This window comes from Hymenobacter busanensis (genome assembly GCF_008727865.1).
In the GTDB taxonomy this organism is placed as follows: Bacteria; Bacteroidota; Bacteroidia; order Cytophagales; family Hymenobacteraceae; genus Solirubrum; species Solirubrum busanense.
In genome coordinates this window covers 116770-141317 of sequence record NZ_VTWU01000006.1, presented here as the reverse complement: position 1 = coordinate 141317, position 24548 = coordinate 116770, and the positions used below count along the sequence as shown (strand labels likewise).

24 protein-coding genes and 1 tRNA gene are annotated in these 24548 nt (G+C 62.9%); 12 read left to right on the top strand and 13 right to left on the bottom strand.

Features of this window, described 5'->3' with window-relative positions; genetic code table 11:
- Positions 1–35: 35 nt before the first annotated feature.
- Positions 36–809, top strand: a complete 774-nt coding sequence (locus F0P96_RS16415; protein WP_151080011.1) for a sulfite exporter TauE/SafE family protein — start codon at positions 36–38, stop codon at positions 807–809.
- Between the two features lie 223 nt (positions 810–1032).
- Here F0P96_RS16415 and F0P96_RS16410 read toward each other — a convergent pair whose 3' ends face one another.
- Positions 1033–1518, bottom strand: coding sequence for a hypothetical protein (locus F0P96_RS16410; protein ID WP_151080010.1), 486 nt, complete (start codon positions 1516–1518; stop codon positions 1033–1035).
- Positions 1519–1715: 197 nt separating this feature from the next.
- On the opposite strand from F0P96_RS16410, the gene F0P96_RS16405 reads away from it, so the two are divergent.
- The 6 genes from F0P96_RS16405 (at position 1716) to F0P96_RS16380 (ending at position 7083) form a co-directional block, all read left to right on the top strand.
- A complete protein-coding gene (locus tag F0P96_RS16405; protein ID WP_151080009.1) occupies positions 1716–2756 on the top strand; it encodes an SDR family NAD(P)-dependent oxidoreductase in 1041 nt (346 codons plus the stop codon).
- 290 nt (positions 2757–3046) lie between these two features.
- Entirely contained in the window at positions 3047–3796 is a 750-nt protein-coding gene (gene phhA, locus F0P96_RS16400; protein ID WP_151080008.1) for a phenylalanine 4-monooxygenase, read from the top strand.
- Positions 3797–3844: 48 nt separating this feature from the next.
- Entirely contained in the window at positions 3845–4633 is a 789-nt protein-coding gene (locus F0P96_RS16395) for a prolipoprotein diacylglyceryl transferase (protein WP_151080007.1), read from the top strand.
- A gap of 8 nt (positions 4634–4641) precedes the next feature.
- Entirely contained in the window at positions 4642–5205 is a 564-nt protein-coding gene (locus F0P96_RS16390; RefSeq protein WP_151080006.1) for a hypothetical protein, read from the top strand.
- A 101-nt stretch (positions 5206–5306) separates the two neighbouring features.
- Positions 5307–6704 (top strand): radical SAM protein, encoded by a 1398-nt coding sequence (locus F0P96_RS16385; RefSeq protein ID WP_151080005.1) that lies wholly within the window; start codon positions 5307–5309, stop codon positions 6702–6704.
- 100 nt (positions 6705–6804) lie between these two features.
- The gene (locus F0P96_RS16380) at positions 6805–7083 is read left to right on the top strand and encodes a hypothetical protein (protein ID WP_151080004.1); all 279 of its coding nucleotides are present in this window, start codon (positions 6805–6807) and stop codon (positions 7081–7083) included.
- 130 nt (positions 7084–7213) lie between these two features.
- Here the strand turns inward: F0P96_RS16380 and F0P96_RS16375 are convergent, their stop codons facing one another.
- The 3 genes from F0P96_RS16375 to F0P96_RS16365 all read right to left on the bottom strand — a co-directional run bounded on the left by F0P96_RS16375 (position 7214) and on the right by F0P96_RS16365 (position 9918).
- Complete coding sequence (locus F0P96_RS16375) at positions 7214–7720, bottom strand: hypothetical protein (protein ID WP_151080003.1); 507 nt, start codon at positions 7718–7720, stop codon at positions 7214–7216.
- A 294-nt stretch (positions 7721–8014) separates the two neighbouring features.
- Positions 8015–8839, bottom strand: coding sequence for a DNA-formamidopyrimidine glycosylase (gene mutM / locus F0P96_RS16370; RefSeq protein ID WP_151080002.1), 825 nt, complete (start codon positions 8837–8839; stop codon positions 8015–8017).
- Positions 8840–9021: 182 nt separating this feature from the next.
- Positions 9022–9918, bottom strand: a complete 897-nt coding sequence (locus F0P96_RS16365) for a M48 family metalloprotease (protein WP_151080001.1) — start codon at positions 9916–9918, stop codon at positions 9022–9024.
- Between the two features lie 189 nt (positions 9919–10107).
- Between F0P96_RS16365 and F0P96_RS16360 the strand changes: the two genes are divergently transcribed.
- Positions 10108–12222 (top strand): matrixin family metalloprotease, encoded by a 2115-nt coding sequence (locus F0P96_RS16360; RefSeq protein ID WP_151080000.1) that lies wholly within the window; start codon positions 10108–10110, stop codon positions 12220–12222.
- 79 nt (positions 12223–12301) lie between these two features.
- Here F0P96_RS16360 and F0P96_RS16355 read toward each other — a convergent pair whose 3' ends face one another.
- Together F0P96_RS16355 and F0P96_RS21055 are read right to left on the bottom strand one after the other, a co-directional pair.
- Entirely contained in the window at positions 12302–14095 is a 1794-nt protein-coding gene (locus F0P96_RS16355) for an ABC transporter ATP-binding protein (RefSeq protein ID WP_151079999.1), read from the bottom strand.
- A gap of 69 nt (positions 14096–14164) precedes the next feature.
- On the bottom strand, positions 14165–14503 hold the full coding sequence (locus F0P96_RS21055) for an STAS domain-containing protein (RefSeq protein ID WP_160619905.1): 339 nt from the start codon (positions 14501–14503) through the stop codon (positions 14165–14167).
- Positions 14504–14983: 480 nt separating this feature from the next.
- Between F0P96_RS21055 and F0P96_RS16345 the strand changes: the two genes are divergently transcribed.
- Positions 14984–15055: transfer RNA gene (locus F0P96_RS16345), tRNA-Glu, on the top strand.
- A 69-nt stretch (positions 15056–15124) separates the two neighbouring features.
- On the opposite strand, the gene F0P96_RS16340 is transcribed toward F0P96_RS16345, so the two are convergent.
- The 4 genes from F0P96_RS16340 to F0P96_RS16325 all read right to left on the bottom strand — a co-directional run bounded on the left by F0P96_RS16340 (position 15125) and on the right by F0P96_RS16325 (position 20372).
- Positions 15125–17365, bottom strand: coding sequence for a xanthine dehydrogenase family protein molybdopterin-binding subunit (locus F0P96_RS16340; protein ID WP_151079997.1), 2241 nt, complete (start codon positions 17363–17365; stop codon positions 15125–15127).
- Positions 17366–17372: 7 nt separating this feature from the next.
- Positions 17373–18356 carry an FAD binding domain-containing protein gene (locus tag F0P96_RS16335; RefSeq protein ID WP_151079996.1) on the bottom strand — a complete coding sequence of 328 codons (984 nt, stop codon included), beginning with the start codon at positions 18354–18356 and terminating at the stop codon, positions 17373–17375.
- A 23-nt stretch (positions 18357–18379) separates the two neighbouring features.
- Positions 18380–19018 (bottom strand): (2Fe-2S)-binding protein, encoded by a 639-nt coding sequence (locus F0P96_RS16330; RefSeq protein WP_151079995.1) that lies wholly within the window; start codon positions 19016–19018, stop codon positions 18380–18382.
- 133 nt (positions 19019–19151) lie between these two features.
- Positions 19152–20372, bottom strand: a complete 1221-nt coding sequence (locus F0P96_RS16325) for a molybdopterin molybdotransferase MoeA (RefSeq protein ID WP_151079994.1) — start codon at positions 20370–20372, stop codon at positions 19152–19154.
- A 172-nt stretch (positions 20373–20544) separates the two neighbouring features.
- Here F0P96_RS16325 and moaC point away from each other — a divergent pair, with 172 nt between their 5' ends.
- Both moaC and F0P96_RS16315 read left to right on the top strand, forming a co-directional pair.
- Positions 20545–21048: a cyclic pyranopterin monophosphate synthase MoaC gene (gene moaC / locus F0P96_RS16320; RefSeq protein WP_151079993.1), complete on the top strand. Its 504-nt coding sequence runs from the start codon at positions 20545–20547 to the stop codon at positions 21046–21048.
- Positions 21049–21090: 42 nt separating this feature from the next.
- On the top strand, positions 21091–22260 hold the full coding sequence (locus F0P96_RS16315) for an NTP transferase domain-containing protein (RefSeq protein WP_201743874.1): 1170 nt from the start codon (positions 21091–21093) through the stop codon (positions 22258–22260).
- Here F0P96_RS16315 and F0P96_RS16310 read toward each other — a convergent pair whose 3' ends face one another.
- Complete coding sequence (locus F0P96_RS16310) at positions 22261–22677, bottom strand: molybdenum cofactor biosynthesis protein MoaE (RefSeq protein WP_151079992.1); 417 nt, start codon at positions 22675–22677, stop codon at positions 22261–22263.
- 91 nt (positions 22678–22768) lie between these two features.
- The gene (locus tag F0P96_RS16305) at positions 22769–23011 is read right to left on the bottom strand and encodes a MoaD/ThiS family protein (protein WP_151079991.1); all 243 of its coding nucleotides are present in this window, start codon (positions 23009–23011) and stop codon (positions 22769–22771) included.
- A gap of 116 nt (positions 23012–23127) precedes the next feature.
- On the opposite strand from F0P96_RS16305, the gene moaA reads away from it, so the two are divergent.
- Positions 23128–24141 carry a GTP 3',8-cyclase MoaA gene (gene moaA, locus F0P96_RS16300; protein WP_151079990.1) on the top strand — a complete coding sequence of 338 codons (1014 nt, stop codon included), beginning with the start codon at positions 23128–23130 and terminating at the stop codon, positions 24139–24141.
- Between the two features lie 18 nt (positions 24142–24159).
- Here the strand turns inward: moaA and F0P96_RS16295 are convergent, their stop codons facing one another.
- Entirely contained in the window at positions 24160–24543 is a 384-nt protein-coding gene (locus F0P96_RS16295; protein WP_151079989.1) for a nuclear transport factor 2 family protein, read from the bottom strand.
- Positions 24544–24548: the final 5 nt, after the last annotated feature.

The following is a 24548-nucleotide window of genomic DNA, read 5'->3' as shown; positions in this document are numbered from 1 at the left end:
CATACGCGGCGCGGCGCCTGTTATCTTCGCCGCCCATGTCGATTCTCGATACCACGCTTCTGCTGCTGTGCGCCGCCGCTTTTCTGGCCGGCTTTATTGATTCCATCGTGGGCGGCGGCGGGCTGATTCAGCTGCCGGCCATGCTGCTGCTGCTCAAGGGGGTGCCGGTGCCCACGGTGCTGGGTACCGGCAAAATATCGTCGTTGGCGGGCACCACGGCAGCGTTTCGGCGCTACGCCGGGCACGTGCCCATTCGGTGGCCGGCCGTGGGTTCGGCAGCGGTGGCGGCGGGCATTTTCTCGTTTTTGGGGGCGAGGGTTGTCAGCCTGCTGCCCTCCGAGCTGCTCCGGCCGCTGGTGCTGGGCCTGCTGGTGGTCATTGCCGTCTACACCTTCTGGCGCAAGGATTTCGGCTCGATTCACGCCCCGCGCCTCTCCGCGCAGCGCGAACCGCTCTACGGCGTGCTGGTGGGCGTGGGGCTGGGCTTCTACGACGGCTTTTTCGGCCCCGGTACCGGCAGCTTTCTGCTCTTTGCTTTCGTGGGCTTGTTCGGGTACGATTTCCTGAGTGCCTCGGCTTCGGCCAAGCTGGTGAACATGGCCACCAACTTCGCCAGCGTGCTGTTTTTTGCCTACACCGGCCAAATCATCTGGCACATTGCCGTGCCCATGGCCGTGTGCAACATGCTGGGCTCCACGCTCGGTGCCCGGCTGGCCGTGCGCAGCGGCGTGGGCTTTGTGCGGGTGCTGTTTCTGGTGGTCGTCTGCGCCATCATTGCTAAACTGGCCTTCGACACATTCGGCCACTAAGGCTTCCGTTTCGCAGGAAGCCCACCTTTCATCCGTCATGCGCCATCCCGCGAGACGCAAGGGATGCTGAAAAGCGTCGGATGCCGCCCCGCGAAATAGAGGTCCACCTGACGTTCGAAATCAGTCTTCCCGCAAAACGGGAAGCTGCATGAAGCGCAAAAGCAACCGTCGCAGCGCAGTGCAACGGTTGCTTTCGTTTCTAAAGCTGCGGTTTGCGCGGCGGCTATTCTTCGCCGCGCAGGCCCGGCACGGGGTTGCCCTGGGCGCCCTGCACGTTGGGAATACCCATTTTCTTTTCGCGCTGCTGCTGGTAGCGCGCAAACTGGGCCGGCGTCAGGGCGTCTTTCAGCGCCGCGAGGCGGGCCTGCCCAATGTCCTCAATCAAGAGGTTGAGCTTGCGCAGGTCGGTGCGGTTTTCGGCGCGGGCGGTTTCCACCTGCCGAATGCTGCGCACGTTAATCTCCTGCACTTTCACTTCCTGCTGCGGCGTCAGGCTCAAGCCCTGCTTCAGGTTCAGCGTCAGCTCGCGGGCTTTGGCTTCGATTTTGGCGTCGTCGAGCGGCGGGGCAGCGGGCGCGGCGGCCGGCCCTTTGGTTTTTACCGACGTGCCGGCAGCGTCCGACTTGGTTTTGGTTTTGACGGTGGTCGTCTGCGCCCACGCCGCGGGTGCGGCGAGCAGCAGCAGGGCGGCGAACAAGGTGCGTTTCATGGCAAAGTGGGGAAGGGTGAGCGGTAACAAGCGGGCGGTCCGCCGGCGGAAATCGGTTGCACGAAAATAGCGTGCCAGACCGATGCACGCAGCCCCTAACGCAACCGGCGCCGGTTTTATTCCCGCAGCGGGCGGGTTTGGCGGCAGGCGTGGGGCCCCGGTGTAACCTTTCCGGCGCGCATCCATAGAATAGCAGCATGAAGCACACCCGCACTTCCTGGCTGGCTGCGGCTGGCTTGGCCGCCGTGGCGGCCGCGCTCTGGTCGTCGCGCCGCGGTTCCTACCGCCTTAGCGGCCGCGTCGTTCTCATCACCGGCGGCTCGCGCGGCCTCGGGCTGGTGCTGGCCCGCCAGGCCGTGGCCGAGGGCGCCCGCGTGGCCATTTGCGCCCGCGACGCCGACGAACTGGAGCGCGCCCGCCAAGAGCTGGCCGCCGACGGCGCCGAGGTGCTGGCCCTGGCCCGCGACCTGACCAGCGAAACGGAAGTGCGCACCCTCGTGGCCGAAGTCAAGCAGGCTTTCGGGCCAGTGGATGTGCTGATCAACAACGCCGGCATCATTACCGGCGGCCCGCTCGAGCACATGGAAGAGCGCGACTACCAGGAGTCGATGAATACGCACTTCTGGGCGCCGCTGCACGCCATGCACGCCGTATTGCCCGACATGATGAGCCGCCGCGAAGGCCGCATCGTAAACGTGGCCTCGCTCGGCGGCAAAGTGGCCGTGCCGCACATGGCGCCCTACTGCGCCAGCAAATTTGCCCTCGTGGGCCTCTCCGAAGGGTTTCGCTCCGAAATGCTGCGCTACGGCGTGCACGTAACCACCGTGTGCCCCGGCCTGATGCGCACCGGCTCGGCCCGCCAGGCCGTGGTGAAGGGCCAGCACGAGAAGGAGTTCGGCTGGTTTATGATTGCCGACTCGTTGCCGGGGCTCACCGTCAGCGCCGAATACGCCGCCCGCAGCATCTGGAACGCCTGCCGCCGCGGCGACGCCGAGCTGATTCTGGGGCTGCCCGCCAAGCTGCTGTCGTTGGCGCATGGCCTGGCGCCGGGCACCACCATCAACGCCCTGAGCTGGATCAACCGCGCCCTGCCCGACCACGCCGGCGACCTGGGCAACGTGCGCCAGCGCGGCTACCAGAGCGAATCGGATGTGACGCGCTCCTGGCTAACCGCCCTCACCCGCAAAGCCGAAAAGCAGAACAACGAGCTGGGCAACCACCCGGCCTACCCGGCTTGAGGCAGCTGAAAGCTATGAGCTGATGGCTGCTAGCTGTTGGCTCACATCCGATGGCCAATAGCTATTAACTATCAGCCAAAAATCACCATCTTTGCCGCATGTCCCGCTTCCGCCAGTCGTTCTATTATTATTACCCGACCTGCCAGCCCTCCGGCTTCGGCATCGGTCGTGTATGCGCGACGGCACCTGAGCAGACTCCCTAACGTCTCCGAAGAACCGACTCATACTCGCCCCATTCCGATTCCGGAATGGGGCTTTTTCGTTTTCTCCCAACCCCAATGCGAACCACCATGAACGCTCTGCAACAACACTACGACCAGTACACCGCCGAAGACCGCCACGTATGGCAGCTCTTGTTCGAACGCCAACTCCAGGCCCTGCCCGGTCGAGCGGCGCCCGAGTTTATGGAAGGCTTGGCCCGCATCGGCTTCACGGCCGACCGCATCCCCGATTTCCGCCAGACCAACCAGGTGTTGCGCCGGCTCACGGGCTGGGAGTTGGTGGCTGTGCCCGGCATCGTCGACGACGCCGTGTTCTTCGGCTTGCTGGCCGCCCGCAAATTCCCCGCTACCACGTGGCTGCGCAAGCTTTCCGAGCTGGACTACCTCGAAGAACCCGACATGTTTCACGACGTGTTCGGCCACGTGCCCTTGCTCACCAACCTCAGCTTTTGCCGCTTCCTGCACCAGCTCGGCCACATCGGCACGCTGCACGCCTCCGATGCCGGAGCCGCGGAGCTGCTGGCCCGGCTGTACTGGTTCACGGTGGAGTTTGGCCTGATTCGTGACGCCGGCAGCGGCGCGGCGCGCATCTACGGCGCGGGCATCCTGTCGTCGGCCGGCGAAACCCGTTACAGCCTCGGTCCCGAGCCCACGCGCCAGCCGTTCGACATAGCCCAGGTGCTCGACACGGCTTTCCGCAAAGACGTGTTCCAGACCACTTACTTCGTGCTCGACTCCTTCGAGCAACTGCTGCCCACGCTGCCTGCCGTGCAACGACAGCTGCGCCAGGCCGCTTGCCTGACCGAATCGGCCGACTAACTTGATGGCGCCGGGCGCCCCTCGCGCCCGGCGCCAACCCGCCGCCATTTGACGTTTCCCGTTCAACTTTCCCTCGGGCCGCTCACGCTGCCGGTGCATTTGCTCTTTGAGGTGCTGGCCTACTCGCTCGGCTACCGCCTCTACACGCACCTGCGTCAGCACGCCGCCGACCGCATCAGCACCGAGCACCGCCTCTGGATTTTTGTGGGCGCGGCCGCCGGTGCCTTGCTGGGGTCGCGCCTGCTCGGGCTGCTGGAACACCCGCACGAGCTGTTGCACCCGCCCGGCGGCTGGCTCTACTACTTCACCAACAAAACCATCGTCGGTGGCCTGCTCGGCGGTTTGATAGGCGTGGAGCTGACCAAAAATCGGCTCGGCGTCACCGCGTCGTCGGGCGACCTGATGGTGTACCCGCTGATTCTGGGCATGGTGCTGGGACGAATCGGTTGTTTTCTCTCCGGCCTCGACGACGGCACCTTCGGTACTGCCACCGCGCTGCCCTGGGCCATTGACTTCGGCGACGGCGTGCCGCGCCACCCCACCAACCTCTACGAAATCGGGTTCTGGCTACTGCTGGTCGCCGCCCTCTGGCTGACCGAGCGCCGCCGGCCGTTGCCCGACGGCTGGCGTTTTCGGCTGCTGATGGTGGCGTACCTGCTGTTTCGGCTGTGGGCGGAGTCCATCAAGCCTACCCCGCCGCTGCCGGGCCTGGGGCTGACGGCCATTCAGTGGGCCTGCGTGGCGGGACTGGCGTACTACGCTTGGCTATGGGCCACCGACCGCCGCCGAAAACCGGGCGCGTCGGCTGTTATCTTTGAAGGAAACACTCCTAGTTGAACCCCACTGTGACGCTAATCCTATTCCTTCCCCAAGCAGCTGACTCGAAGAAACGCCTGCTCTGGCTCGGCCACCTGCTGCTGCTGTTGCTAGCTGCCACAGCGGGCTTCGCGCAAAGCAAGCCCCTCGACGATGCTGGCCGCAGGCAGCGCCTCAAAACGCAGGTCAATGCCATGGGCACGGCCTTCGTGAAGCACGATTACGCATCGTTCGTGCGCTTTATGCACCCCGATATGGTGAAGATGGCCGGCGGGCCGCAGGCCATGGCCGAGGAGCTGCGCAAAGGCATTACCGGTATGGAAGGGCAAGGAATGAAGGTGCGCGGTGTGCGTTACGGCGAACCTTCTGCCGTCATCAGCACCAACAATGGCGAGCTGCAATGCACGGTGCCGCAAATCACAGATATGCAGCTGCCCAGCGGCGGCACCACCGTAAAATCGACGCTGATTGCGTTTTCGGCGGACAAAGGTCAGAATTGGTACTTCCTCGACACTTCGGGAAAAGATGCCGACACCGTGCGCCAGGCGTTTCCGCAGGTGAGCAAGGCGCTGAAGTATTCGGTGGCGAAGTAGTGGTACGGCGAGTAGGGCCAGCCATTTGTAGGCTTGCCATTTTACCTCGCTATATTTCTCCGCCGCAGGGTCGATGCCGCCTTTCCGCCCGTGGCCTACCCATGCCCGAGCGCCCCTATACCTACTACGACTTCACCCTGAGCCTTTGCCCGCACTGCCTGCGGCGCATCGAGGCCAAGATTGTCTTCGAAGACAACGCGGTGTACATGCTCAAGCGCTGCCCCGAGCACGGCCGGCAGAAAGTGCGCATTGCGTCCGATGTGGAGTACTACAAGAGCATCCGCAACTACGTGAAGCCGAGCGAGGTGCCGCGCCGCTTCAACACCGCCACGCATTACGGCTGCCCCTACGACTGTGGCCTCTGCGCCGACCACGAGCAGCACTCCTGCCTCACGGTGGTGGAAATAACCGACCGCTGCAACCTCACCTGCCCCACCTGCTACGCCGAAAGCAGCCCCACCCACGGCCGGCACCGCACCCTGGAAGAAGTGGAGGCCATGATTGACGTGCTGGTGGCCAACGAAGGCGAGCCGGACGTGGTGCAGATTTCGGGCGGCGAACCGACGCTGCACCCGCAGTTCTGGGAAATCCTGGACATGTGCAAGCGCAAGCCCATCAAGCACCTGATGGTGAATACCAACGGCGTGCGGCTGGCCAAGGACGAAGCCTTTGTGGCGCGACTGGCTAGCTACATGCCGGCTTTTGAGGTGTATTTGCAGTTCGACTCGTTTCGGCAAGAGGTACTGGAAACCATGCGCGGCCGCGACCTGCGCCAGGTGCGCCTCGATGCCTTGGCCCATCTGAACAAGTACAACCTGAGCACCACGCTGGTGGCCACCTTGCAAAAGGGGCTGAACGACGACGAAGTAGGCCAGATCATCGACTTCGCGCTGCAGCAGCGGTGCGTGCGCGGCGTCACGTTTCAGCCCACGCAGGCCGCTGGCCGCCTCGAGCACTTCGACCCCGAAACCGACCGGTTTTCCCTCACCGACGTGCGCCAGGCCATCCTCGATCAAAGCCCGGTTTTCTCGGCCCAGGACCTGCTGCCCGTGCCCTGCAACCCCGATGCGCTGGTGATGGGCTACGCCCTGAAGCTCGATGGCGAAGTGTTTCCGCTCACGCGCTACATTCAGCCCGCCGACCTGCTCCAAAACGCCGGCAACACCATCGTCTACGAACGCGACGCCGGCCTGCGCAACCACCTGCTGCGGCTCTTCAGCACGGCCAACACCGTGGACACCATCACGCCCGAGCTAAACCAGATTTTGTGCTGCCTGCCGCTGGTGAAGGCTCCCGAGTTGCGCTACGAAAACCTGTTTCGCGTCATCATCCTGCAGTTCATGGACGCCTGGAATTTCGACGTGCGCGCCGTGAAGAAGTCCTGCGTACACATCATTTCCAAGGACCGCAAAATCATTCCTTTCGAAACCATGAACATCTTCTACCGCGACCCGGAAAAGCTGGCGCGGCTGGAAGAACTACGCGCCGAGCGCGTGTAGCAACTCGCGTAATGGACCCACTGAAGGAGAGGACTATTCATCGGTTAAACGGCAAGCATACAGTCTCATGGAACCCGATGCTCCCGCGCCCAAAAGCCATGTGCTGCGCAACAACCTGTTGATTTTGCTGGGCTCCGCGGTTCTACTGGGGGCCCTCGCAAAAATGACCGACAACGGCAGTACCGTATTATTTGCGCTGGGCTATAGCATTCAGGCGCTTGTGAACCTGCTGCTGGGCACTGTGGCATTGGTTGCGCCCAAAAGAATCGGCCGCAGCGCGGCGCCGTATTTCCTCAGTGCCTTACTGATCCTGATTATCGGTTTTGGAGCGTGCGCCGCCATGTTTTCGGTAGGCGGCGGACTGGGCAACATGCACTAGCGTGTGCCGGCTCGGTTGTCAAACCCGCGCAACGTGGCCTTGCCCAAACGCCAAAACGCCCGGCCTTGGGGGCCGGGCGTCGGTGCTGCAGGTGGACGCAGCAGGGCTTGGCAGCCCCTGGGGTTCGGTGTTAGTGCGTGAAGGTGGTGATGTACGACACGGCGCTGGCGCCTTCACCATCGGTCAGTTTCAGGCGCAACTTGTTGTCCGACAGCTCTTCCACGGTGTAGTGGCGCTGAATATCAGGCAAGGTTACGTTCAGGGTCTTGCCGTCTTCGCTCAGCGAGTAGGTGCCATTCTTTTGCTGCGCAACGGCATCGTTGACTTTGCTGGCACCCTCATCGAGTACGTAGCGACCATCGGTGGTAAACTGGGTGATGTTGTCGCGCTGGGCCGGCTTGAAGCGGGCAAACAGGCTCGACGTTACTACCTGTTGCGACGCGGCATCCAGGTGCGTGGTGGCGAAGTCGGTCTGGCGCCAGGTCGAAGCCGTCAGCAGTTGCTTGGGCGACTGAGCTGTTGCTGCTGCCGCTACCGATTGGGCTTTGGGCTGCGCTACCTCCTCTAAATTCTTCTCACATGCGGCCAGGCCCGCAAAGGCCATTGCCAAGCTCAGGTAAACAGACAGTTTCTTCATGAAGAACGGTTGGGGTTTTGGATGAAGAATGATGAGCGACATTACTCAGTAGGCGTCTTTTCGATAGCAGCAGCACAAGTCCTCCTCGTAGCGCCCGGTTCGTCCGGTACTTCAAGTTGAAAGCCTAACCTAGAGGCGATGCCGATTAGTTCAGGACATATCGGAAAAAGACAATAATTGAAATTTTATATATGTAAAAGTAAATTCTGGTTTCGGACTATAGCGGAATCTTTGGAAAAGGAAAAAGCCATTTACATATGCTGTAGATGGCTTTTTATGCTGATTTACTATTGGCTATTCCTCCGATGGCGTAGGCTGACAAGTCGGGCAATAATAGGTGGCCCGCCCGCCGACATACTTTTTTACAATTGGGGCTCGGTCGCGCGGGCAATACTCGTGGGCATCGGAGTGCGGGTCGGGCGACTCGTCCCACTCGCGGGCATGAATCAGAAACGAAGCCGGAAACTGCCGGTAGGTGGCTTCTTGCTCGATGGCTGTGTGCAATACCAATTGCACCGCCGCGTGCACCCGTTCCACCTCGGCCGGCTCCAGCGTATTGGCCCGCCGCTCGGGGTGCACTGCCGCCTGAAACAAGACTTCGTCGACAATCCAGTTGCCGAGGCCGGCCGTTAGGCGCTGATCGAGCAGCAGCGGCTTGAGCAGGGTTTTCTTGCGCGCCAGCGCCGTCTGCAACTCCGCGGCCGTCAGCTCTAGTGCATCGGGTCCCAACTTTTTGGCCAGCTGGAAAGCGGCTACGCTGTCGGTCAGCCGAATACGGCCAAACTTGCGCGGGTCGATGAAGGCGATGCGCAAGCCACTGTCCAGGTGCAGGGCCACCCGCGTGAAGCGGGGCCGGTCGTAGTCGTCGCGGTAGGCGCCCACGTCGCCGGTCATGCCAAAGTGCAGCACCAGCACCTTGCCCGTCGACAACTCCAGAAAACAGTTTTTACCCAGGCGACGCGTGGCGGTAACGGCGGCCCCGGAAACTTCGCGGCGCAGGGTGTCGGCTTCCACGGCCAGCACTTTGGCATCCAGGATTTCCACGGCCGCAATGGTCTGGCCCAATACGAGTTCGTCGAGAAAGCGGCGGTAGGTTTCGACTTCGGGTAGCTCTGGCACGGAAACGAATTGAGGATGAGTGCAGCGCGGCCGTGTGCCAGCTGCCGTGGGTTGAAAACACTTTTTCGGCTGCAAACATTCACCAACGCGCTGCCGAAAAACGTGCCCCAACACCGCGCGCAAGCAAAAAAAGCCGGCATCCAGATTCGGATGCCGGCTGAGCAAACGCCGCTGCAAACGGCTTACGACGGGTCGGACATACGGCCAATTTGCTGGCCCTGCGTGTTGTAGATGCCGCCTTGGGCACTCACAAAAAGGCGGCGCTGCTGGGCATCAACGAGCACAAACGGGAAGTCGGCGCTGGTGGAACGGGTAAGGCGGCCCACCACCTCGGTGGTGTGGTCGGCTGGGTCGAAACGCACCACGCTCAGCCGATTGGTAACGAAGAGCATATCCTGCGGGCTGTTGTGGAACGTGAGCTTGCCTACCACGCTAACCGGGGCCGACGACGCCTGCACCACCGGCGTGGTGGGGCGACCAGGCTGTACCACCGGGCGCTGGGCTACAGCTACCGGCGCCGACGAAGGTGCCGACGTGCGGGCACTGGCCACAATTTGGCCGTTGGCCTGCTGCCAGCCGCGCCCAATGGCAGCCAGGCGGGTGGTACGGCCGGGGTGCGTAGGCGAATCGGTTTCCTGCGCTACCACGGCCATTGCCGTTTGCGACTCGGCCAGGCTAGCACCCATCTTGCGGAGCACAAAGCCCGAAAACTCGTCGGCTTCCAGCTCATCCGAGGGGTTGGAGCCGCCGGCGCGCAGGGTATGGCCGTTGAGGTGGTGGCCCATTTCGTGGGCCAAAATGCTGATGCCGGCCCAGTCGGTGCGGCCTGCGCGGTTCACGGCGGCCACAAAAGTAGGGTTGTAGAGCAGGTATCGTTTGCCGCCGTACACCACGGCGGCAGCGTTTTCTACGTCCGACGTAGCCCGCAGCTCGAAGCGGGGTTTGAGACCCACCACGTCGGTTATTTCGCGCAATACGTCGCGTTGCGACGATTGGGCCATGGAGGCAGGACCAGTGAACAAAAGCCAGCCGGCAAGCAACGAACCTGCGAGGCGACGGAGGATGCGGGTGGAGCTCATGCGAAAAAAAGCAAAGGATCAGGAGGCAGAAGGCAACTTTCCGGCCAAAAAAACGGAGTGTGTTTTAAGCCTCGGTGCCATACGTAGAACGTCGACCAACGACTTTTCGTGCTGTTAGTCCCGTAAAATCCTACTGTCTGGGCCACACCTGTTTGTCAACCATCGTCAACCCGAATACCAGCCTGTCTCATGAAGCTACTGCTACGCATACGCCTGCTGCCCGAGTGGGAGTGCCTTGCCTTATTCGCAGGCTTGTTGTTGACCAACAGTTCGGCCGCCCTAGCCCAATCGGGCTGTTTGCTCCGGCCAGTTACGCTTGCCGAACGCGTGGCTGGCGCACCGCTGGTGGTGGAGGCCGGCATTGGGGCGCAACAACCCGTAGCCAGCGGGCAGCACCTTTTCACAGTGAGCCAACTGACGGTATTCCAGGTGCTGCAAGGGCAGCTGCCGGCTGGCCGCTTGCAGCTGGCCGAACCTGGCGGTTCTCTGGAGGGACGGCGCGAGGTGGTAAGCACCGCTGCGAACCTGCAACCGGGCCAGCAAGGCGTCTTTTTTCTGGAGCCTGACCCGGCCAACCCTGCTTCCGGCTTTTTCCGGCTATATGCCGGGCCGCAGGGGATAATCCGCTATGACCTTACCACTCGTACCGCCGCCGATCCATTTACCCGCTACGCGTCCATTGAAACGGAGGTGTACCCCGCGCTGCTCGCCCTCACCCGGCAGCCCATGCGCCGGATGCTGGCAAATGCGGCGCTGGCCGAACCGCTGCCGCAGCACCGGCCCGCAGCGGTGCCGGTCGTTTCAGGCTTTGCACCTACTACCATTACGGCCGGTACGGGGGCGGTTCTCACCATCAACGGGACCAATTTTGGCGCAACGCGGGGCAACGGACAAGTTTTGTTTCCCGATGCCAACCAAGGCGGACCGCCCTTCATGTACGCGCCGGCCAACCCTACCGATTACGTGCTGTGGAGCGACAACCAAATTCAGGTGCGGGTGCCGTCGCTCATTATTGCCACCAACGGCACTGCGGGCTCGGGCGTGTTTCGGGTGACCAACAACGATGGTGAGACGGGCACCAGCCCGGCGTCGCTGACCGTCGTTTACGCCCTCACCAACGCGTTGGCCAGCGGCTCGACCACGCCCACCCGCCCGCGGCTCATCAACGACGACGGGCAAGGCGGCTATACCCTGCAATACAGCCCCAGCTTTACCAACCAGGCCGGGGCCACGGCGTCCTTCGAGCGGGCCCTCAATACCTGGACCTGCGCCACGCAGCTGCGGCGGGCTGTGAGCAGCACGCCGGCTCCCGAAGCTACCGCCAACGACGGCGTAAACGCGGTGCGCTTCGGCTCGGCAGTGGAAGTGCCCACGGGCGTGCTGGGCTTTGCCAGTTCGTATTACTCGGGCTGCACCCTAAACGGCGTCACGGCTTTTTCGCTGGTGGAAATGGACTATACCTTCAACAGCGGTACCAACTGGCAATTCGGGCCGGCGCAAGCCACTGGCAGCCAATACGATTTCGAGAGCGTGGCGCTGCACGAGCTGGGGCACGGCACGCAACTCTCGCACATCATCGACCCCACGGCCGTCATGCACTTTGCCATTGCCAACGCAACCAACAAGCGCCGACTGCGCGCCGACAGCGACGTAGCGGCCGGATTAGACGTGTTTAATTACAGCGCCACCAATCCGTGTACGCCGTTTTTCCCCGCACTAAGTCCACCCGTTGCTGCCGCCGTGCCCGCGGTGTGTCCGCGGGTGTTGCCGGTGGAGCTGGTCAGCTTCACAGCAACCCACAACCCATCCCACGGCACCCGCTTGGTATGGACCACTGCCAGCGAAAAAAACAGCGCCTATTTCGGGGTGGAAACCACTGCCTTGCTTGCTTCCGACGACTGGGCCGAAGTACAACGCGTGCCGGCCGCCGGCTCCAGCAACACCCCGCGCCGCTACGAAGCCCTGCACGCAGCCCCCTTGAGCGGCATACGCTACTACCGGCTTCGGCAAGTAGATGAAGACGGCAGCACGCAGTTTTCGCCGGTCGTTTCGGTGCGCGGCGACGTGACGAGCCAACTGCAAGTGTACCCCAACCCCGCCACCGACCGACTGCAAGTGCTGGGCCCGGCCACCGAAGGCACCGTGCAGCTGACTTTCTACGACCTGGCCGGCCGGCGGCAGTTGCAGTGGCTGCTGCCGGCTTCCCAAACCGAGGTGTCGGTAGCCAGCCTGCGCCCGGGCTGGTACTGGGTGGAGTGGTCGAACGGCAACACCGTACTGCGGGCACGTCTGGCCAAGAACTAAGTGTATCAATCGGGAAACGAAAAGGCCGTGCACTGTGCAGTGCACGGCCTTTTCGTTTGCTGGGTAGGCGAGAAGAAGCCTATACTTTTTCCAGCTTGCGAGCGGCGGGCGCCGCCGATGGCCGCTCGCCAATCTGCTGCCGCCACATGGCGTAGTAGAGGCCTTTTTGGGCCAGTAGTTCCTCGTGACGACCCTGCTCGGCTACGCGGCCGCGCTCCAGCACATAAATGCGGTCGGCGTGCAGAATGGTGCTCAGGCGGTGGGCAATCAGGATGGTGAGGTGCTGGCGCGTGGCCGATAGCTCGCGCACCGTCCGGCTGATTTCCTCTTCGGTGAGCGAGTCGAGGGCCGAAGTAGCCTCGTCGAATACCAGGAGGGTAGGGCGGCGCAACAAGGCGCGGGCAATGCTGAGGCGCTGCTTTTCGCCGCCCGACACCTTCACGCCGCCTTCGCCAATGACCGAATCGAGGCCCTGTGGCGCGCGGGCCAGCAGCGTGTCGGCGGCGGCTTGGTGCAGGGCGCGCAGGCATTCTTCGTCGGTGGCATTGGGCGCTACAAAACGGAGGTTGTCGCGAATGGTGCCGGCGAAGAGCTGCGTGTCCTGCGTCACAAAGCCAATTTCTTCGCGCAGCGCGTCGAGGTCCAGTTCGTTGCCGGCCACGCCGTTGTACAGAATCCGCCCCTCGGCGGGCGGGTACAGCCCCACCAGCAGCTTCACGAGCGTGGTTTTGCCCGAGCCCGAAGGGCCTACAAAAGCAATGGTTTCGCCCAGCTCGGTATGGAAGGAAATACCGTCGAGCGCCGCCGTGCCGGCCGACTGGTGCTTAAACCGCACGTGGTCGAAGTCGAGGGTGCGGAGCGGGCCGATGGCTTTGGGGGCCACGGGCTTCACGTCGCGGGGCGTATCGAGAATCTGCTGGAAGTTGGCCAGCGACGCCTCGGTTTCGCGGTACACGTTGATGATGTTGCCCAGTTCCTGCAGCGGCCCGAAAATGGCGAACGAGTAGATAAAGAGCGAGAAAAACTCGCCCACCGTGATGCGATGCTGCACCACCAGAAACAGCATCATCAGCAGAATGGCATTGCGCAGCAGGTTCACAAACGTGCCTTGCACAAACGACAGGGAGCGGATGTAGCGCACTTTTTTGAGCTCCAGCTTCAGGATCTTGTCGGTGGTGGCGTTCAGCCGGTCGGTTTCCTGCTGCGCCAGGCCAAGGCTTTTCACCAACTCAATGTTGCGCAGGCTTTCGGTGGTGGAGCCGGCCAGCGCAGTGGTTTCGGCCACAATGGTTTTCTGCACCACCTTGATTTTCTTGCTCAGCAGCGAACTGATGAACCCCAGGAGCGGAATGGTGAGGAAGTAAGCCGGCGCAATGGGCCAGTACACCGATGCCGCGTACCACATCACGAACACGATGCCCACGATGGAGGTAAATAGCACGTTCACAAACGACTGAATGAGCTTCTCGACGTCGGAACGTACTTTCTGCAGCTTGCCCAGAGTTTCGCCCGAGCGTTGATCCTCAAAAACCTGATAAGGCAGTTCCAAGGAGTGCCGCAGCCCATCGGTATAGAGCTGCGCGCCCAGCCGCTGGGTAATCACGTTCACGTAATAATCCTGGAAGTTCTTGGCAATGCGGCTGACCATGGCCACGCCCATGGCCTTCAAAATTAGCACGCCCGCACCGCCGCTCAGAAACGCCCAGAAGCCCACGGGCGGACCGTCGCCCACCATCGGCACCACGTGCCGGTCGATGATTTGGCGGAAAATGTAGGGGTCGAGCAGCGAAAAAACCTGGTTGATGGCGGCGAGCAGCAAAGCCAGCACCAACAACCCCCAGTAATTTCGGAGGTAGCCGTAGAGCAGTTTCATAGGGCGGCAAGTAGGGGAAAAGACCCCGAACAACCGCTCATGGAACCCAGAAGTTTAGACGCGTTTGGTTTAGGCGGCCGAACTGGTCGATTTCGGCGCATCCGGCAGCATCAGGGGCCGGGCGTCTTCGGTCAGGTTTTCGAAAGCCCGTTGCACCGCATGGCTCAGTTGCACCAGCACCAGCTGCACGCCCCGCCGGCGGAGCCGTTCGTGGTAGCGCAGCAGCACGTCGCGGTGCGATGTGGCCAAAGCCTGCAACCGGCTGCAATCGACCAGCACGCGGGGTTTGCGGCTGCGCGAGGCCTGAAGCAGGCAGCGCTCCAGCGAATCGGCGGCGGAAGCAGCGGGTTGGTCATCGGCCAACAGAACCAAGTAGTGGTCGGGCAATATTTCGTGGAAAACGTTCATGACGGGGAAACGGTGGGCTGGTGGCCGCGGCGTAGCCCGTATACGCATACCGTTGGGCTTGGGTGCAGCCGCCAAAATGCACGCGGCTTCATCAGGCCAGTCGAGTGACCAAAATCCGTATTTGCACGAGGGCAAACCCGTATTTGCGCTGCGGCAGGTGGCGCTGTGGAGGCGTTGTACAGGCGACAGGCTGCTCATTAAAAGCGGCAACTGGCGCGGCCATTGGTGTGGTATCGCGCCGTGACGAGCGGACTATTTTTTTATCAGGACTGCAAAAGGAGCCGTAAAGCGGCGCAGAATCGGGCAAAAGCCTGCCGCCAGGAGTTTCTATAGCTATCAGTAGCTCGCAGCGGCCCGAAATTTTTCTTTCTGAAAATCAGAAATATCCTGCCGGGCTAAGACTTTTTTGAGGAGCAGGTATTGCGTCAGAGCTTCGGCTTGCTACCTTTGCATCATCAAAACGAACACGGCACGTAATCTGGTCCGTTCGTCTAGGGGTTAGGACTGCAGATTTTCATTCTGCCAACAGGGGTTCGATTCCCCTACGGACTACAACCTGCTCGTTTTGAAAAAGGCCTCTGCGGAAACGCAGAGGCCTTTTTGTTTTGGTCGGGTTGGGTATCAGATCAGCTTGTCAGGCGTAATGGGAAGCTCCCGAACGCGCTTGCCGGTAGCATTGAAGATGGCGTTGGCAATGGCCGGGGCCACGCCGATGATGGCAATTTCGCCGATGCCCTTGGTGCCGATGGGGTCGACCAGGGTATCGGGCTTGTTCACGAAGAACACTTCTACGGGCGGGGCGTCGGCGTGTACGGGCACGTGGTAATCGGCCAGGTCCTTGGTTACGTAGCGCCCAAACCGGTCGTCCATCAAGGCACCTTCGTGCAGAGCCATGCCAATGCCGCCGATGGCGCCGCCAATCATCTGGCTGCCGGCGGTTTTCTGGTTGACGATGGTGCCGGCGTCGGCACACGACACCATTTTCGTTACTCTGACCTCGCCCGTGAGGGCGTGCACCCGCACTTCGGCAAAGTGCACCGAAAACGAATACATCGAATACTTCTGGCGGGCGTCGCCGGGCTTGGCTTCGGTGGTTACCTCGATATCCTGCCCGTTGTTTTGCTTGCGCAAATCGGCCAACGACGCTTTTGCCGCCGCGTTGGTTCTCAGGCCCAACTGCCCACCAGCCAGCGTGAGTTGATCGGGCGCGGCGCCGGCAAAAGCCGCGCCGCCCAACTGTTGCAGTTTCTGCTTGAGCTCGGTGCAGGCGGCCAGCACGGCCGAGCCCACGGTGTTGACGGTGGACGAGCCACCCTGCGAAGGGGCCGTGGGAAAGGTGGAATTGCCCAACTCGAAACGGATTTTGTCGGGAGACAGGCCTAGGGCATCGGCGGCAATCTGCACCATGGCGGTGCCGGTGCCGGGGCCAATGTCAGTGGTGGCGCTTTGCAGCAGCACCGAGCCGTCGGCGCGGAGCACGGCGCGCACTTTGGCCACCCCGCGGTTGGCGCCAAAAGTGCCCACGCCCATGCCGTAGCCCACCAGCCAGTCGCCTTCGCGCAGCGTGCCCGGCTGCATGCGCCGCTTGCTCCAGCCAATGCGCTCGGCCCCGGCCTGGAAGCACTCCTTCAGGTACTTGGTCGACCACGGCTTATTCTTTTCCGGGTCGGTGTCGGTGTGGTTGCGCAGGCGGAATTCCAGCGGGTCGAGGTTCAGCAAATGGGCCATTTCGTCGATAGCCGATTCCAGGGCAAAGGCGCCGGTAGCCTCACCCGGCCCGCGCATCCAGATGGGCGTGCTGATGTCGAGCCCCAGAATGCGGTAGCGGGTGGAGACGTTCGGGGCGGCGTACATCATGCGTGTCTGCTGCACCGACGACTCCGTAAACTCTTCGTAGCTTGAGGTTTGGCCGATGCACTCGTGGGTGATGCCCACCAGCTTTCCGTCGCGGGTAGCGCCCATGGCCACGCGCTGCCAGGTTTTGGGCCGGTAGCCCACCATCGTAAACATTTGCTCGCGCGTCAGCACCAGCTTTACCGGCCGGTTGGTGACTTTGGCGGCAATAATGGCGGCCGTTTCGTGCGGCCAGTTGTGCAGCCCGTTGCCGAAGGCCCCGCCCACAAACGTGGCAATGACCTTCACGTTTTCTTCCGGCAGCGCCCAGTCTTTGGCAAAGGCCCGTTGGGTGCCCTTCACGGCCTGCACCTTGTCGTACACCGTCAGCCGGTCGGGGGCTTCCCAGTGTGCAATGATGCTTTGCAGCTCCATCGGGTTGTGCATTTCCGACTCGTGCACGTACTCGGCCTCCAGCTTCACCGGCGCCGACTGGTAGCCGTCTTTCTGGCCCCGGTCGTAGTCGTTCTGCGGGGACTTGGGGTTGCGCTTGGCCTGGGTGGGCAGAAATCCACGGGCCTTGTTGGCTTCGAAATTGGTTTGGTGCGGTTCGGCTGCGTACTGCGTCTTCACCAGGCCGGCCGCGTAGCGGGCCCGCTCGAGCGTATCGGCCACCACCACCGCAATGGGCTGGTCGTTGAAGTAGATTTTGTCGTCGTAGAACACGCGCAACGGCTGCCCGATGGTGGGCGGCTCGTCGGGGTTCTGCTTGGCGGCAAAGCCGGGTACTTTGGGCGAGTTCACGTGCGTAATGACGGCCAGCACCCCCGGAGCCCGTTCGGCAGCCTTGGTGTCGATGCTGCGGATGCGCCCTTTGGCAATGGTGCTGCCCACCAGCACCGCGTGCACAAGGTTGGGCAGCGCGTATTCGGCCGAATAGGTAGCCGCACCCGTCACTTTCAAGCGGCCATCCACGCGGCTCATCCGGTCGCCGACGGCCTTGCCGTCTTGCAGCAGTTGTTCTTTCATGGGGAGCTTAGGCTAGGCCAGCGGCATTTTTCAGGGCTTGCACAATCGAGTTCGGGGCCAGTTTCAGCTTGTAGGCATTGTGCTTGAACGCCTTCGCGCCCTGCATGGCCACGGCCGCCGCCTGCCGAAACGTTTCTTCGGTAGCCGGCTTGCCCACCAGGGCAGCTTCGGCTTCCGTGAGCCGCCAAGGCTTGTGGGCCACGCCGCCCATAGCCAAGCGAGCGGCCTTGATGGTGTTGCCGTCAAGTTGGAGCGCGGCCGCTACGCTCACCAGCGCAAAGGCGTAGGAGGCCCGCTCGCGCACTTTCAGGTAATGCACATTCTTCGGGAAAGCGTTTTCGGGCACTTCCACGGCCACCACCAGTTCGCCCTGCTCCAGGTTGGTATCTTTCTGCGGAGTGTCGCCGGGCAGGCGGTGAAAGTCGAGGAAGGCAATGCGCCGTTCGCCTTTGGGGCCGCTCACCAGCACCGTGGCATCGAGGGCGGCCAGGGCCACGCTCATGTCGGAGGGGTGCACGGCAATGCACTTGTCGGAGAAGCCGAAGATGGCGTGCATGCGGTTGATGCCTTCGAGCGCGCCGCAGCCCGAGCCCGGTTCGCGCTTGTTGCAGGGCAGGGCCGTGTCGTAGAAATAATGGCAGCGGGTGCGCTGGAGCATGTTGCCGCCCACGGTGGCCATGTTGCGCAGCTGCGCCGAGGCGCCGGCGTTCAGGGCCTGAGCCAGCAACGGCAGCTGCTGCTGCACCAATTGGTCTTCGGCCACGGCGCTGTTGAGGGCCAGGGCCCCAATGCGAATGCCGCCGTCCATCCGCTCGATCTTATTCAGTGGCAGGCGGTTGATGTCGACCAGTTTCTGGGGCTGCATCACGCCGCGCTTCATGAGGTCGAGCAGGTTGGTGCCGCCGGCAATAAATTGGGCGTTGGCGTCACGGGCCAGCGCCTCAATGGCGGCCTTCTGCTTGGTGGGGCGAACGTATTGAAACTGGTTCATACAACTGGTCGATAAAGCGGCAGTTATACTTTCTGCCCGCCGTTTTTCACTTCCTGAATGGCAGCCACAATGTTGGGATACGCCCCACAGCGGCAGATATTGCCGCTCATGTACTCCCGAATTTCGCCCTCCGAATTGGCGTGGCCCTCCCGAATGCAAGCCACGGCCGACATGATTTGGCCCGGCGTGCAGTAGCCGCACTGAAACCCGTCGTGCTTGATGAACGCCTCCTGCATGGGGTGCAGCTTGTCGCCCTCGGCCAGGCCCTCGATGGTGGTGACTTTGCGGCCGTCCTGCATCACGGCCAGCGTGAGGCAGCTGTTCACGCGCTGCCCGTCGACGTGCACGGTGCAGGCGCCGCACTGGCCGTAGTCGCAGCCTTTTTTGGTGCCGGTAAGGTGTAGTTGTTCGCGTAGCAGGTCTAGCAGCGTCGTGCGCGGCTCCACCTGCAAGCGGTATTTTTTGCCGTTGATGTCGAGCTTGAGTGGCACTTTCTCGAAAGCCGCCGCTACTTTTTCGTCCCACTGCGCCGCTGCGGCCTGCACCACCGGACCCGGCGTGAGGGCCAGGGCCGTCAGCACCGAAGTTTGCTTGAGAAACGTGCGGCGTGCCTCGTCGTGGTCGTCGGCAGGCGCCGTAGGGTTAAGGTTTTCCTGGGCCATAAGGGTAATAGCGTAAGCGGTGGGCTGGGAAGGCCAACACCCATGTACGCATATCATGGTCATGCGTTCGGCGCCACTCTTTGTATCTAATGAGCGGAGGACATTCTCTGCACTCGGACTGCCTGATTGGTCTTTAGTAGCGGAAACGCCACACGGGTACCGCCTCGCCCACGGCAAACGTTTCGCGCTCCGCAGGCAGCTCCACAAAACCATCCGCGAGCAGCAGGCTGGCCAGGTCGCCGGAATTCTGAGTGCGGTCGAGCGGGTAGGCCAGCAAGCGGCCGTCGGGCGCGCTGACGAGGCGCACCAACAGGAAATGCGTAAGGGCCGGTCGAAACACCACATCAGTCGCCAGCACTGCGTGGAATACTGGAAGCATTGGCAGTGCGGGCTGTTGCACGGCGCGCAGCCACGGGGCGGCGTAGCGGTAGTAATTGACGAAAGTGGAAACCGGGTTGCCTGGCAAGGCAAACACTACCGCGCCTGCAGGATGGCGCCCAAACCAAAACGGCTTGCCCGGCCGCTGCCGCACCTCGTGGAAGAGCTGCTCGGCGCCGGCATCCTGCAGGGCGGCGGGCAAAAAATCGGCTTGCCCCTTCGATACCCCTCCGCTCAGCAGCACCGCGTCGAATTCACGCAGCAACGGCGGTAGTCCCTGGCGCAGCGCGGCCGGGTCGTCGTCGAAGTGAAACAGCTCGGCCACGGCCCCGGCCTGTTGCGCCGCGGCTTGCAGCATCAGCCCGTTAGAGCGCCGAATCTGGTGCGGTAAAGGCGTTTGGTCGATTGGCACCAACTCGTCGCCGGTACTCACCACAGCCACCCGCGGGCGGCGCGCAACCGTCACCAGGCCGGCGCCGATGGTGGCGGCCACGCCCAGCTCGGCCGGGCCAAGCAAGGTGCCCGCGGGCAGCAGCAAGTCGCCCTGGCGGCGGTCGGTGGCGCGGCGGTGCACGTTGTGACCGGGGGCAGGCGGAAGCACCTGCACGGCAGCCACGCGGCGGCCCGCTTCGGAGGTAAAAACCAGGTCTTCGTAGCGAATAACGGTGTCGGTACCAGCCGGCAGGGCGGCTCCGGTCATGATTTCGACGGCAGCCTGGGGCTCCTCGAGCGGCAGCGGCGGCTGGCCGGCCAACTGGGTGCGGGCAATGGAAAAAGCGCGCTGCCCGGCTTCCAGGGCGGCAAAGCGCAGGGCAATGCCATCCATGGCTACGCGGTCGAAAGGCGGAAAGTCGCGGTCGGCATGCAGCGGCTCGCGCAGCACGCGGCCGGCCGCCTGGGGCAGGGCCACGGTTTCGGCAGGCAGGGGGCCGACGGTGGAAAAAACCAGGCGGGTGGCTTCGGCAACTGAAATCATGCGCGGAAGGAAAGGCAGGCACTTCGCCGCCCGGTGTAACCGTTGTGGTTTGCACCCGGAGCACGGCAAAGGCGGGCCGCAAAGGTGCGGACGGCACGAATAACGGAAACCGCGGGCCTTGTTACGGCGGTTTTGGTCAACTTGCCGGCTTCTTTCGCTGTTGTTGCTTTCTATGTCGGATACTTCCTCAAAACTCACGCACCTCAACGCCGCCGGCCAACCGGCCATGGTAGATGTGGGGGCCAAAGCCGTAACCCGCCGGGTGGCGCGCGCCCGCAGCCGCGTGGTGCTCGGCGCCGATATTGTGGCGCTGGTGCAGCACGGCGACCTGCCCACGCGCAAGGGCCCGGTGTTTCAAACGGCCATTCTGGCGGGCATCATGGGCGCCAAGCGCACCGCCGACCTCATCCCGCTCTGCCATCCGCTGGGTCTCGACGACTGCCAGGTGACCATCGAAGTGGAACTGCCCGACGCCGTCGTCATCGAATGCACGACCAGCGTGACGGGCAAAACCGGCGTGGAAATGGAGGCCCTGACCGGAGCTTCCGTCGCGGCCCTCACCATTTACGATATGTGCAAGGCGCTGTCGCACAATATTGTCATTCAGGAAACGCGCCTGCTCAGCAAAACCGGCGGCAAGCGTGACTTCCAGCACGTAGACGAGCAAAAGAACTAACATCAAGGCCGGCTTTCGATTCGGCCGCGCTGAACGAGACGTATGGAACCCAAGCAGCACCAGAAGCACGCCGCGCTGGCCCGGCCGGCAGCAGGCGAATTCGGCCGCCACGAACTGGCCATTCTGGGCGCGTCCTGCGGCGTTATCAAAGACTTGGCGGCGCAGTTGGCAGCGCATCTTAGCCCCAAGCTAAGCGTGGCCTACGTGGATGCCGACCACGCCGCCGGCGACGCAGCGGCGCAGGGTGGGGCAGGGGATGCCGATGCGCTCCTGCAAGCCGGTGCAGCCGCCGAGCTGACCGACAAGATTCACTTCCGGCGCCTCGATATGCGGCGGGGCTTCGACAAGTTTGCCCAGCAGCAGTGGCTGGCCGACCAAAGCCTGGTGCTGGTCAACGGCAACCACTTTCGCGCCCGGCAGCAGGTGGCCATCGTCAGCGCCCAAAAACCGCTCGACAAAAAGCTCGACCGCCTTACCGATGTGCAGCTCGTGCTGCTGGCCGAGAGCCAAACCGAGTTGCCTGCGTACCTGGAAGCGCACCTGGCTCAAGCCGGCTCGGTGCCGGTGCTGCACCTGGCCGATACTGCCGGCATTGCCACCTGGGTGCAACAGTGGTGGCAGCACCGTCAGCCGCCGTTGCGTGGGTTGGTGCTGACGGGCGGGCGGAGCCAGCGCATGCAAACCGACAAAAGCCGGCTGCGCTACCACCAGCAAGAGCAACAGGCGCACGCCGCCGCCCTGCTGGCGCCGTTTTGCCAGGACGTGCTCATCTCCTGCCGCCCCGACCAGGTTTCCCACGTGCCGGACGGCCTGACGCCGCTGCCAGACCAGTTTCTCGACCTCGGCCCGATGAGCGGCATCCTGACAGCTTTCCGCCACGACCCCAACGCCGCGTGGCTGGTGGTGGCCTGCGACCTGCCGTTTCTCTCCGCCGAGACGCTACGCTACCTGGTGGAGCACCGGCACGCCGGCCGCGTGGCTACCGCCTTCCAAAGCCCGGAAAACGAGTTTCCCGAGCCGCTTATCACCATTTGGGAGCCGCGCAGCTACGGGGTGCTGCTGCAGTTTCTGGGCCAGGGGTATTCGTGTCCGCGCAAAGTCCTCATCAACTCCGATACCGAGGTGCTGCAAGCCCCGGTGCCGCAGGATTTGCGCAACGTGAACACGCCGGCCGAGCGGGCGGCGGCCCAGCAGGAGCTGCGTGGCCAATAGCTACGGATGCGCGGCTACCCATACCGAGCCGTCTTCGTACTCCTCCTTTTTCCAGATGGGCACCACCTGCTTGAGGGTGTCGATGATGAACTGGCAGGCGGCAAACGACTCGGCGCGGTGCGGGGTAGACACGGCCACCACCACGGCTACGTCGCCGATTTCCAGCGTGCCTTTGCGGTGCACCACAGCTACCTGCTGGAGCATGGGCCATTTTTCGACGGCCTGCTCGGCCACTCGGCGCAGTTGGTGCAGGGCCATCTGGTCGTAGGCTTCGTAGTGCAGGCGCACCACCCGCCGGCCGGTGCTCTGGTTGCGAATGGTGCCAATGAAAGCATTAACGGCTCCGGCGCCGTCGGCCTGCGCGGCTTGTAGCACGGCGGCCACGTCGATGGGCTGGTCGGTGAGTTGGATGAGCATATGGAGTAAGGCGCAATGCAAGGAAGAACTGACCGAACGGGCTTAGGACCGGGGTACGGAAGTCTCTTCCAATGACTTGATAATTGGATTTTTAGCCGCCGCTGACGGGTGGAATCAGGGCCACGTCGTCGCGTTCGTGCAGCCGGTCGGTGGGCTCGGCGTATTCGTTGTTAACGGCCACCGCCAGGCTGCTGAGCTGGCCCAGCGCGGGGTAGTGCTGCCGCAGCTGGGTCAGCAGCCCGTCAACCGATTGGCCCTCGGGCACGTCGAGCTGCAGCACGGAGCTGCCCACTATTTCGCGGGTGATGCCGAACAGGGCAATGGAGAGGTTCATAAACGAAGTAGGAGGAGAAAACCCATGTTTTGTGGTGCAAATGTGAACACAAAAGCCGTGGTGGCGTTCTTTGTGGCACACGCAGCCGGCAAGTGCACCGGCGCAGCCCGCTTTGTATGTCCGCAGTGCCCACCCAGTTGTACGATGCCCACGGCCGCCCGCTCGAATACGTGCGTTTGGCCGTAACCGACCGTTGCAACCTGCGCTGTTTTTACTGCATGCCCGAGGAAGGCATTGCCTACGTGCCGCGGCAGGAGCTGCTCACCTACGAAGAAATGGAGCGCGTGGTGGCCGTACTGGCCGGGCTGGGCGTGCGCAAAGTGCGCCTCACCGGTGGGGAACCGTTCGTCCGGCGGGGCCTGCTGCCTTTCATCGAGCGGCTCGGTCAGATTCCGGGCATCGACGACATCGGCCTGACCACCAACGGCGTACTCACTGCCCCGCACGTGCCCACGCTGGCCCGGTTGGGCGTGCGCTCGGTCAACCTCAGCCTCGATACCCTCGACCGCAGCCGGTTCCGGCGCATCACCCGCCGCGACGAGCTGCCGCAGGTGCTCGACACGCTGCACGCGCTGCTGGCCGCCGACATGCAGGTGAAAATCAACGCCGTGGTAATGGACGGGCAGAACATCGAAGACCTGGTGCCGCTGGCCGAACTGACCCGCGACTTACCCGTGAACGTGCGGTTTATCGAGGAAATGCCTTTCAACGGCGGCAGCCACGAGGCCACCCCGGCCACGCTGCCCTGGAACCACCGCCGCATCCGGCAGCACTTGGAAGACCACTTCGGCCCCTTGCTACCGCTGCCCGCGGCCCCCGGCGCCACGGCCTCCGAGTTTAGGTTGGCGGGCCATGCGGGCCGGGTGGGCATCATTGCAGCGTATTCGCGCACATTCTGCGGCTCCTGCAACCGCCTGCGCATCACGGCCGAAGGGGGCGTGAAGACCTGCCTCTACGACCAAGGCGTGCTCGACGTGCGTGCCCTGTTGCGCGGCGGTGCTTCCGACGATGACCTGCGCGACGCACTGGCGGCTGCCTTTCATACCCGCGCCGCCGATGGGTTCGAGGCCGAGCAGCGCCGGCCGGTGCACCAGCTCAGCTTCGAGTCGATGTCGACCATTGGGGGATAATAGCTGCCGACGCGGAAGCTAGAACATGGTATTGCTGTTTTTCGCTTCGCCGGGTATGGGTTGCAGCACGTCCCAGTGCTCCACAATTTTTCCGTGGTCGTCGAAGCGGAAAATGTCGATGCCGGCCCAATCCTGGTCGCCGGGCCAGAGCTGGCGGCAATGCAGCACCACGTAATTCCCCTCGGCCACGGTGCGCTTAATTTCCACGTGCTTGCCGGGGTACTCGCGCTGCATCCGCTCGAAGTACTCGATGAAACCCTGCTTGCCGTCGGCCACGTGCGGGTTGTGCTGAATGTATTCGGCGCCCACGTAGCGCGCCACGGCTTCGGCGGGCTGGCAGTCGTTGAACATCAACTGGTAGAAGGCAACGGCGGTTTGGGTGTTCTGTGCTTGCGGGGTCATGACGG

What these genes read in the sequence shown, in the direction of transcription:
- F0P96_RS16410 (WP_151080010.1), bottom strand. Translation starts at nt 1,518, where the DNA reads ATGAAACGCACCTTGTTCGCCGCCCTGCTGCTGCTCGCCGCACCCGCG.
- F0P96_RS16355 (WP_151079999.1), bottom strand. Translation starts at nt 14,095, where the DNA reads ATGAAACTGCTCTACGGCTACCTCCGAAATTACTGGGGGTTGTTGGTG.
- F0P96_RS16385 (WP_151080005.1), top strand. Translation starts at nt 5,307, where the DNA reads ATGCCCGAGCGCCCCTATACCTACTACGACTTCACCCTGAGCCTTTGC.
- F0P96_RS16315 (WP_201743874.1), top strand. Translation starts at nt 21,091, where the DNA reads ATGGAACCCAAGCAGCACCAGAAGCACGCCGCGCTGGCCCGGCCGGCA.
- F0P96_RS16330 (WP_151079995.1), bottom strand. Translation starts at nt 19,018, where the DNA reads ATGGCCCAGGAAAACCTTAACCCTACGGCGCCTGCCGACGACCACGAC.
- F0P96_RS16375 (WP_151080003.1), bottom strand. Translation starts at nt 7,720, where the DNA reads ATGAAGAAACTGTCTGTTTACCTGAGCTTGGCAATGGCCTTTGCGGGC.
- F0P96_RS16295 (WP_151079989.1), bottom strand. Translation starts at nt 24,543, where the DNA reads ATGACCCCGCAAGCACAGAACACCCAAACCGCCGTTGCCTTCTACCAG.
- F0P96_RS16305 (WP_151079991.1), bottom strand. Translation starts at nt 23,011, where the DNA reads ATGAACCTCTCCATTGCCCTGTTCGGCATCACCCGCGAAATAGTGGGC.
- F0P96_RS16360 (WP_151080000.1), top strand. Translation starts at nt 10,108, where the DNA reads ATGAAGCTACTGCTACGCATACGCCTGCTGCCCGAGTGGGAGTGCCTT.
- phhA (WP_151080008.1), top strand. Translation starts at nt 3,047, where the DNA reads ATGAACGCTCTGCAACAACACTACGACCAGTACACCGCCGAAGACCGC.
- moaC (WP_151079993.1), top strand. Translation starts at nt 20,545, where the DNA reads ATGTCGGATACTTCCTCAAAACTCACGCACCTCAACGCCGCCGGCCAA.
- F0P96_RS16340 (WP_151079997.1), bottom strand. Translation starts at nt 17,365, where the DNA reads ATGAAAGAACAACTGCTGCAAGACGGCAAGGCCGTCGGCGACCGGATG.
- F0P96_RS16365 (WP_151080001.1), bottom strand. Translation starts at nt 9,918, where the DNA reads ATGAGCTCCACCCGCATCCTCCGTCGCCTCGCAGGTTCGTTGCTTGCC.
- F0P96_RS21055 (WP_160619905.1), bottom strand. Translation starts at nt 14,503, where the DNA reads ATGAACGTTTTCCACGAAATATTGCCCGACCACTACTTGGTTCTGTTG.
- F0P96_RS16335 (WP_151079996.1), bottom strand. Translation starts at nt 18,356, where the DNA reads ATGAACCAGTTTCAATACGTTCGCCCCACCAAGCAGAAGGCCGCCATT.
- F0P96_RS16405 (WP_151080009.1), top strand. Translation starts at nt 1,716, where the DNA reads ATGAAGCACACCCGCACTTCCTGGCTGGCTGCGGCTGGCTTGGCCGCC.
- F0P96_RS16325 (WP_151079994.1), bottom strand. Translation starts at nt 20,372, where the DNA reads ATGATTTCAGTTGCCGAAGCCACCCGCCTGGTTTTTTCCACCGTCGGC.
- F0P96_RS16310 (WP_151079992.1), bottom strand. Translation starts at nt 22,677, where the DNA reads ATGCTCATCCAACTCACCGACCAGCCCATCGACGTGGCCGCCGTGCTA.
- F0P96_RS16415 (WP_151080011.1), top strand. Translation starts at nt 36, where the DNA reads ATGTCGATTCTCGATACCACGCTTCTGCTGCTGTGCGCCGCCGCTTTT.
- moaA (WP_151079990.1), top strand. Translation starts at nt 23,128, where the DNA reads ATGTCCGCAGTGCCCACCCAGTTGTACGATGCCCACGGCCGCCCGCTC.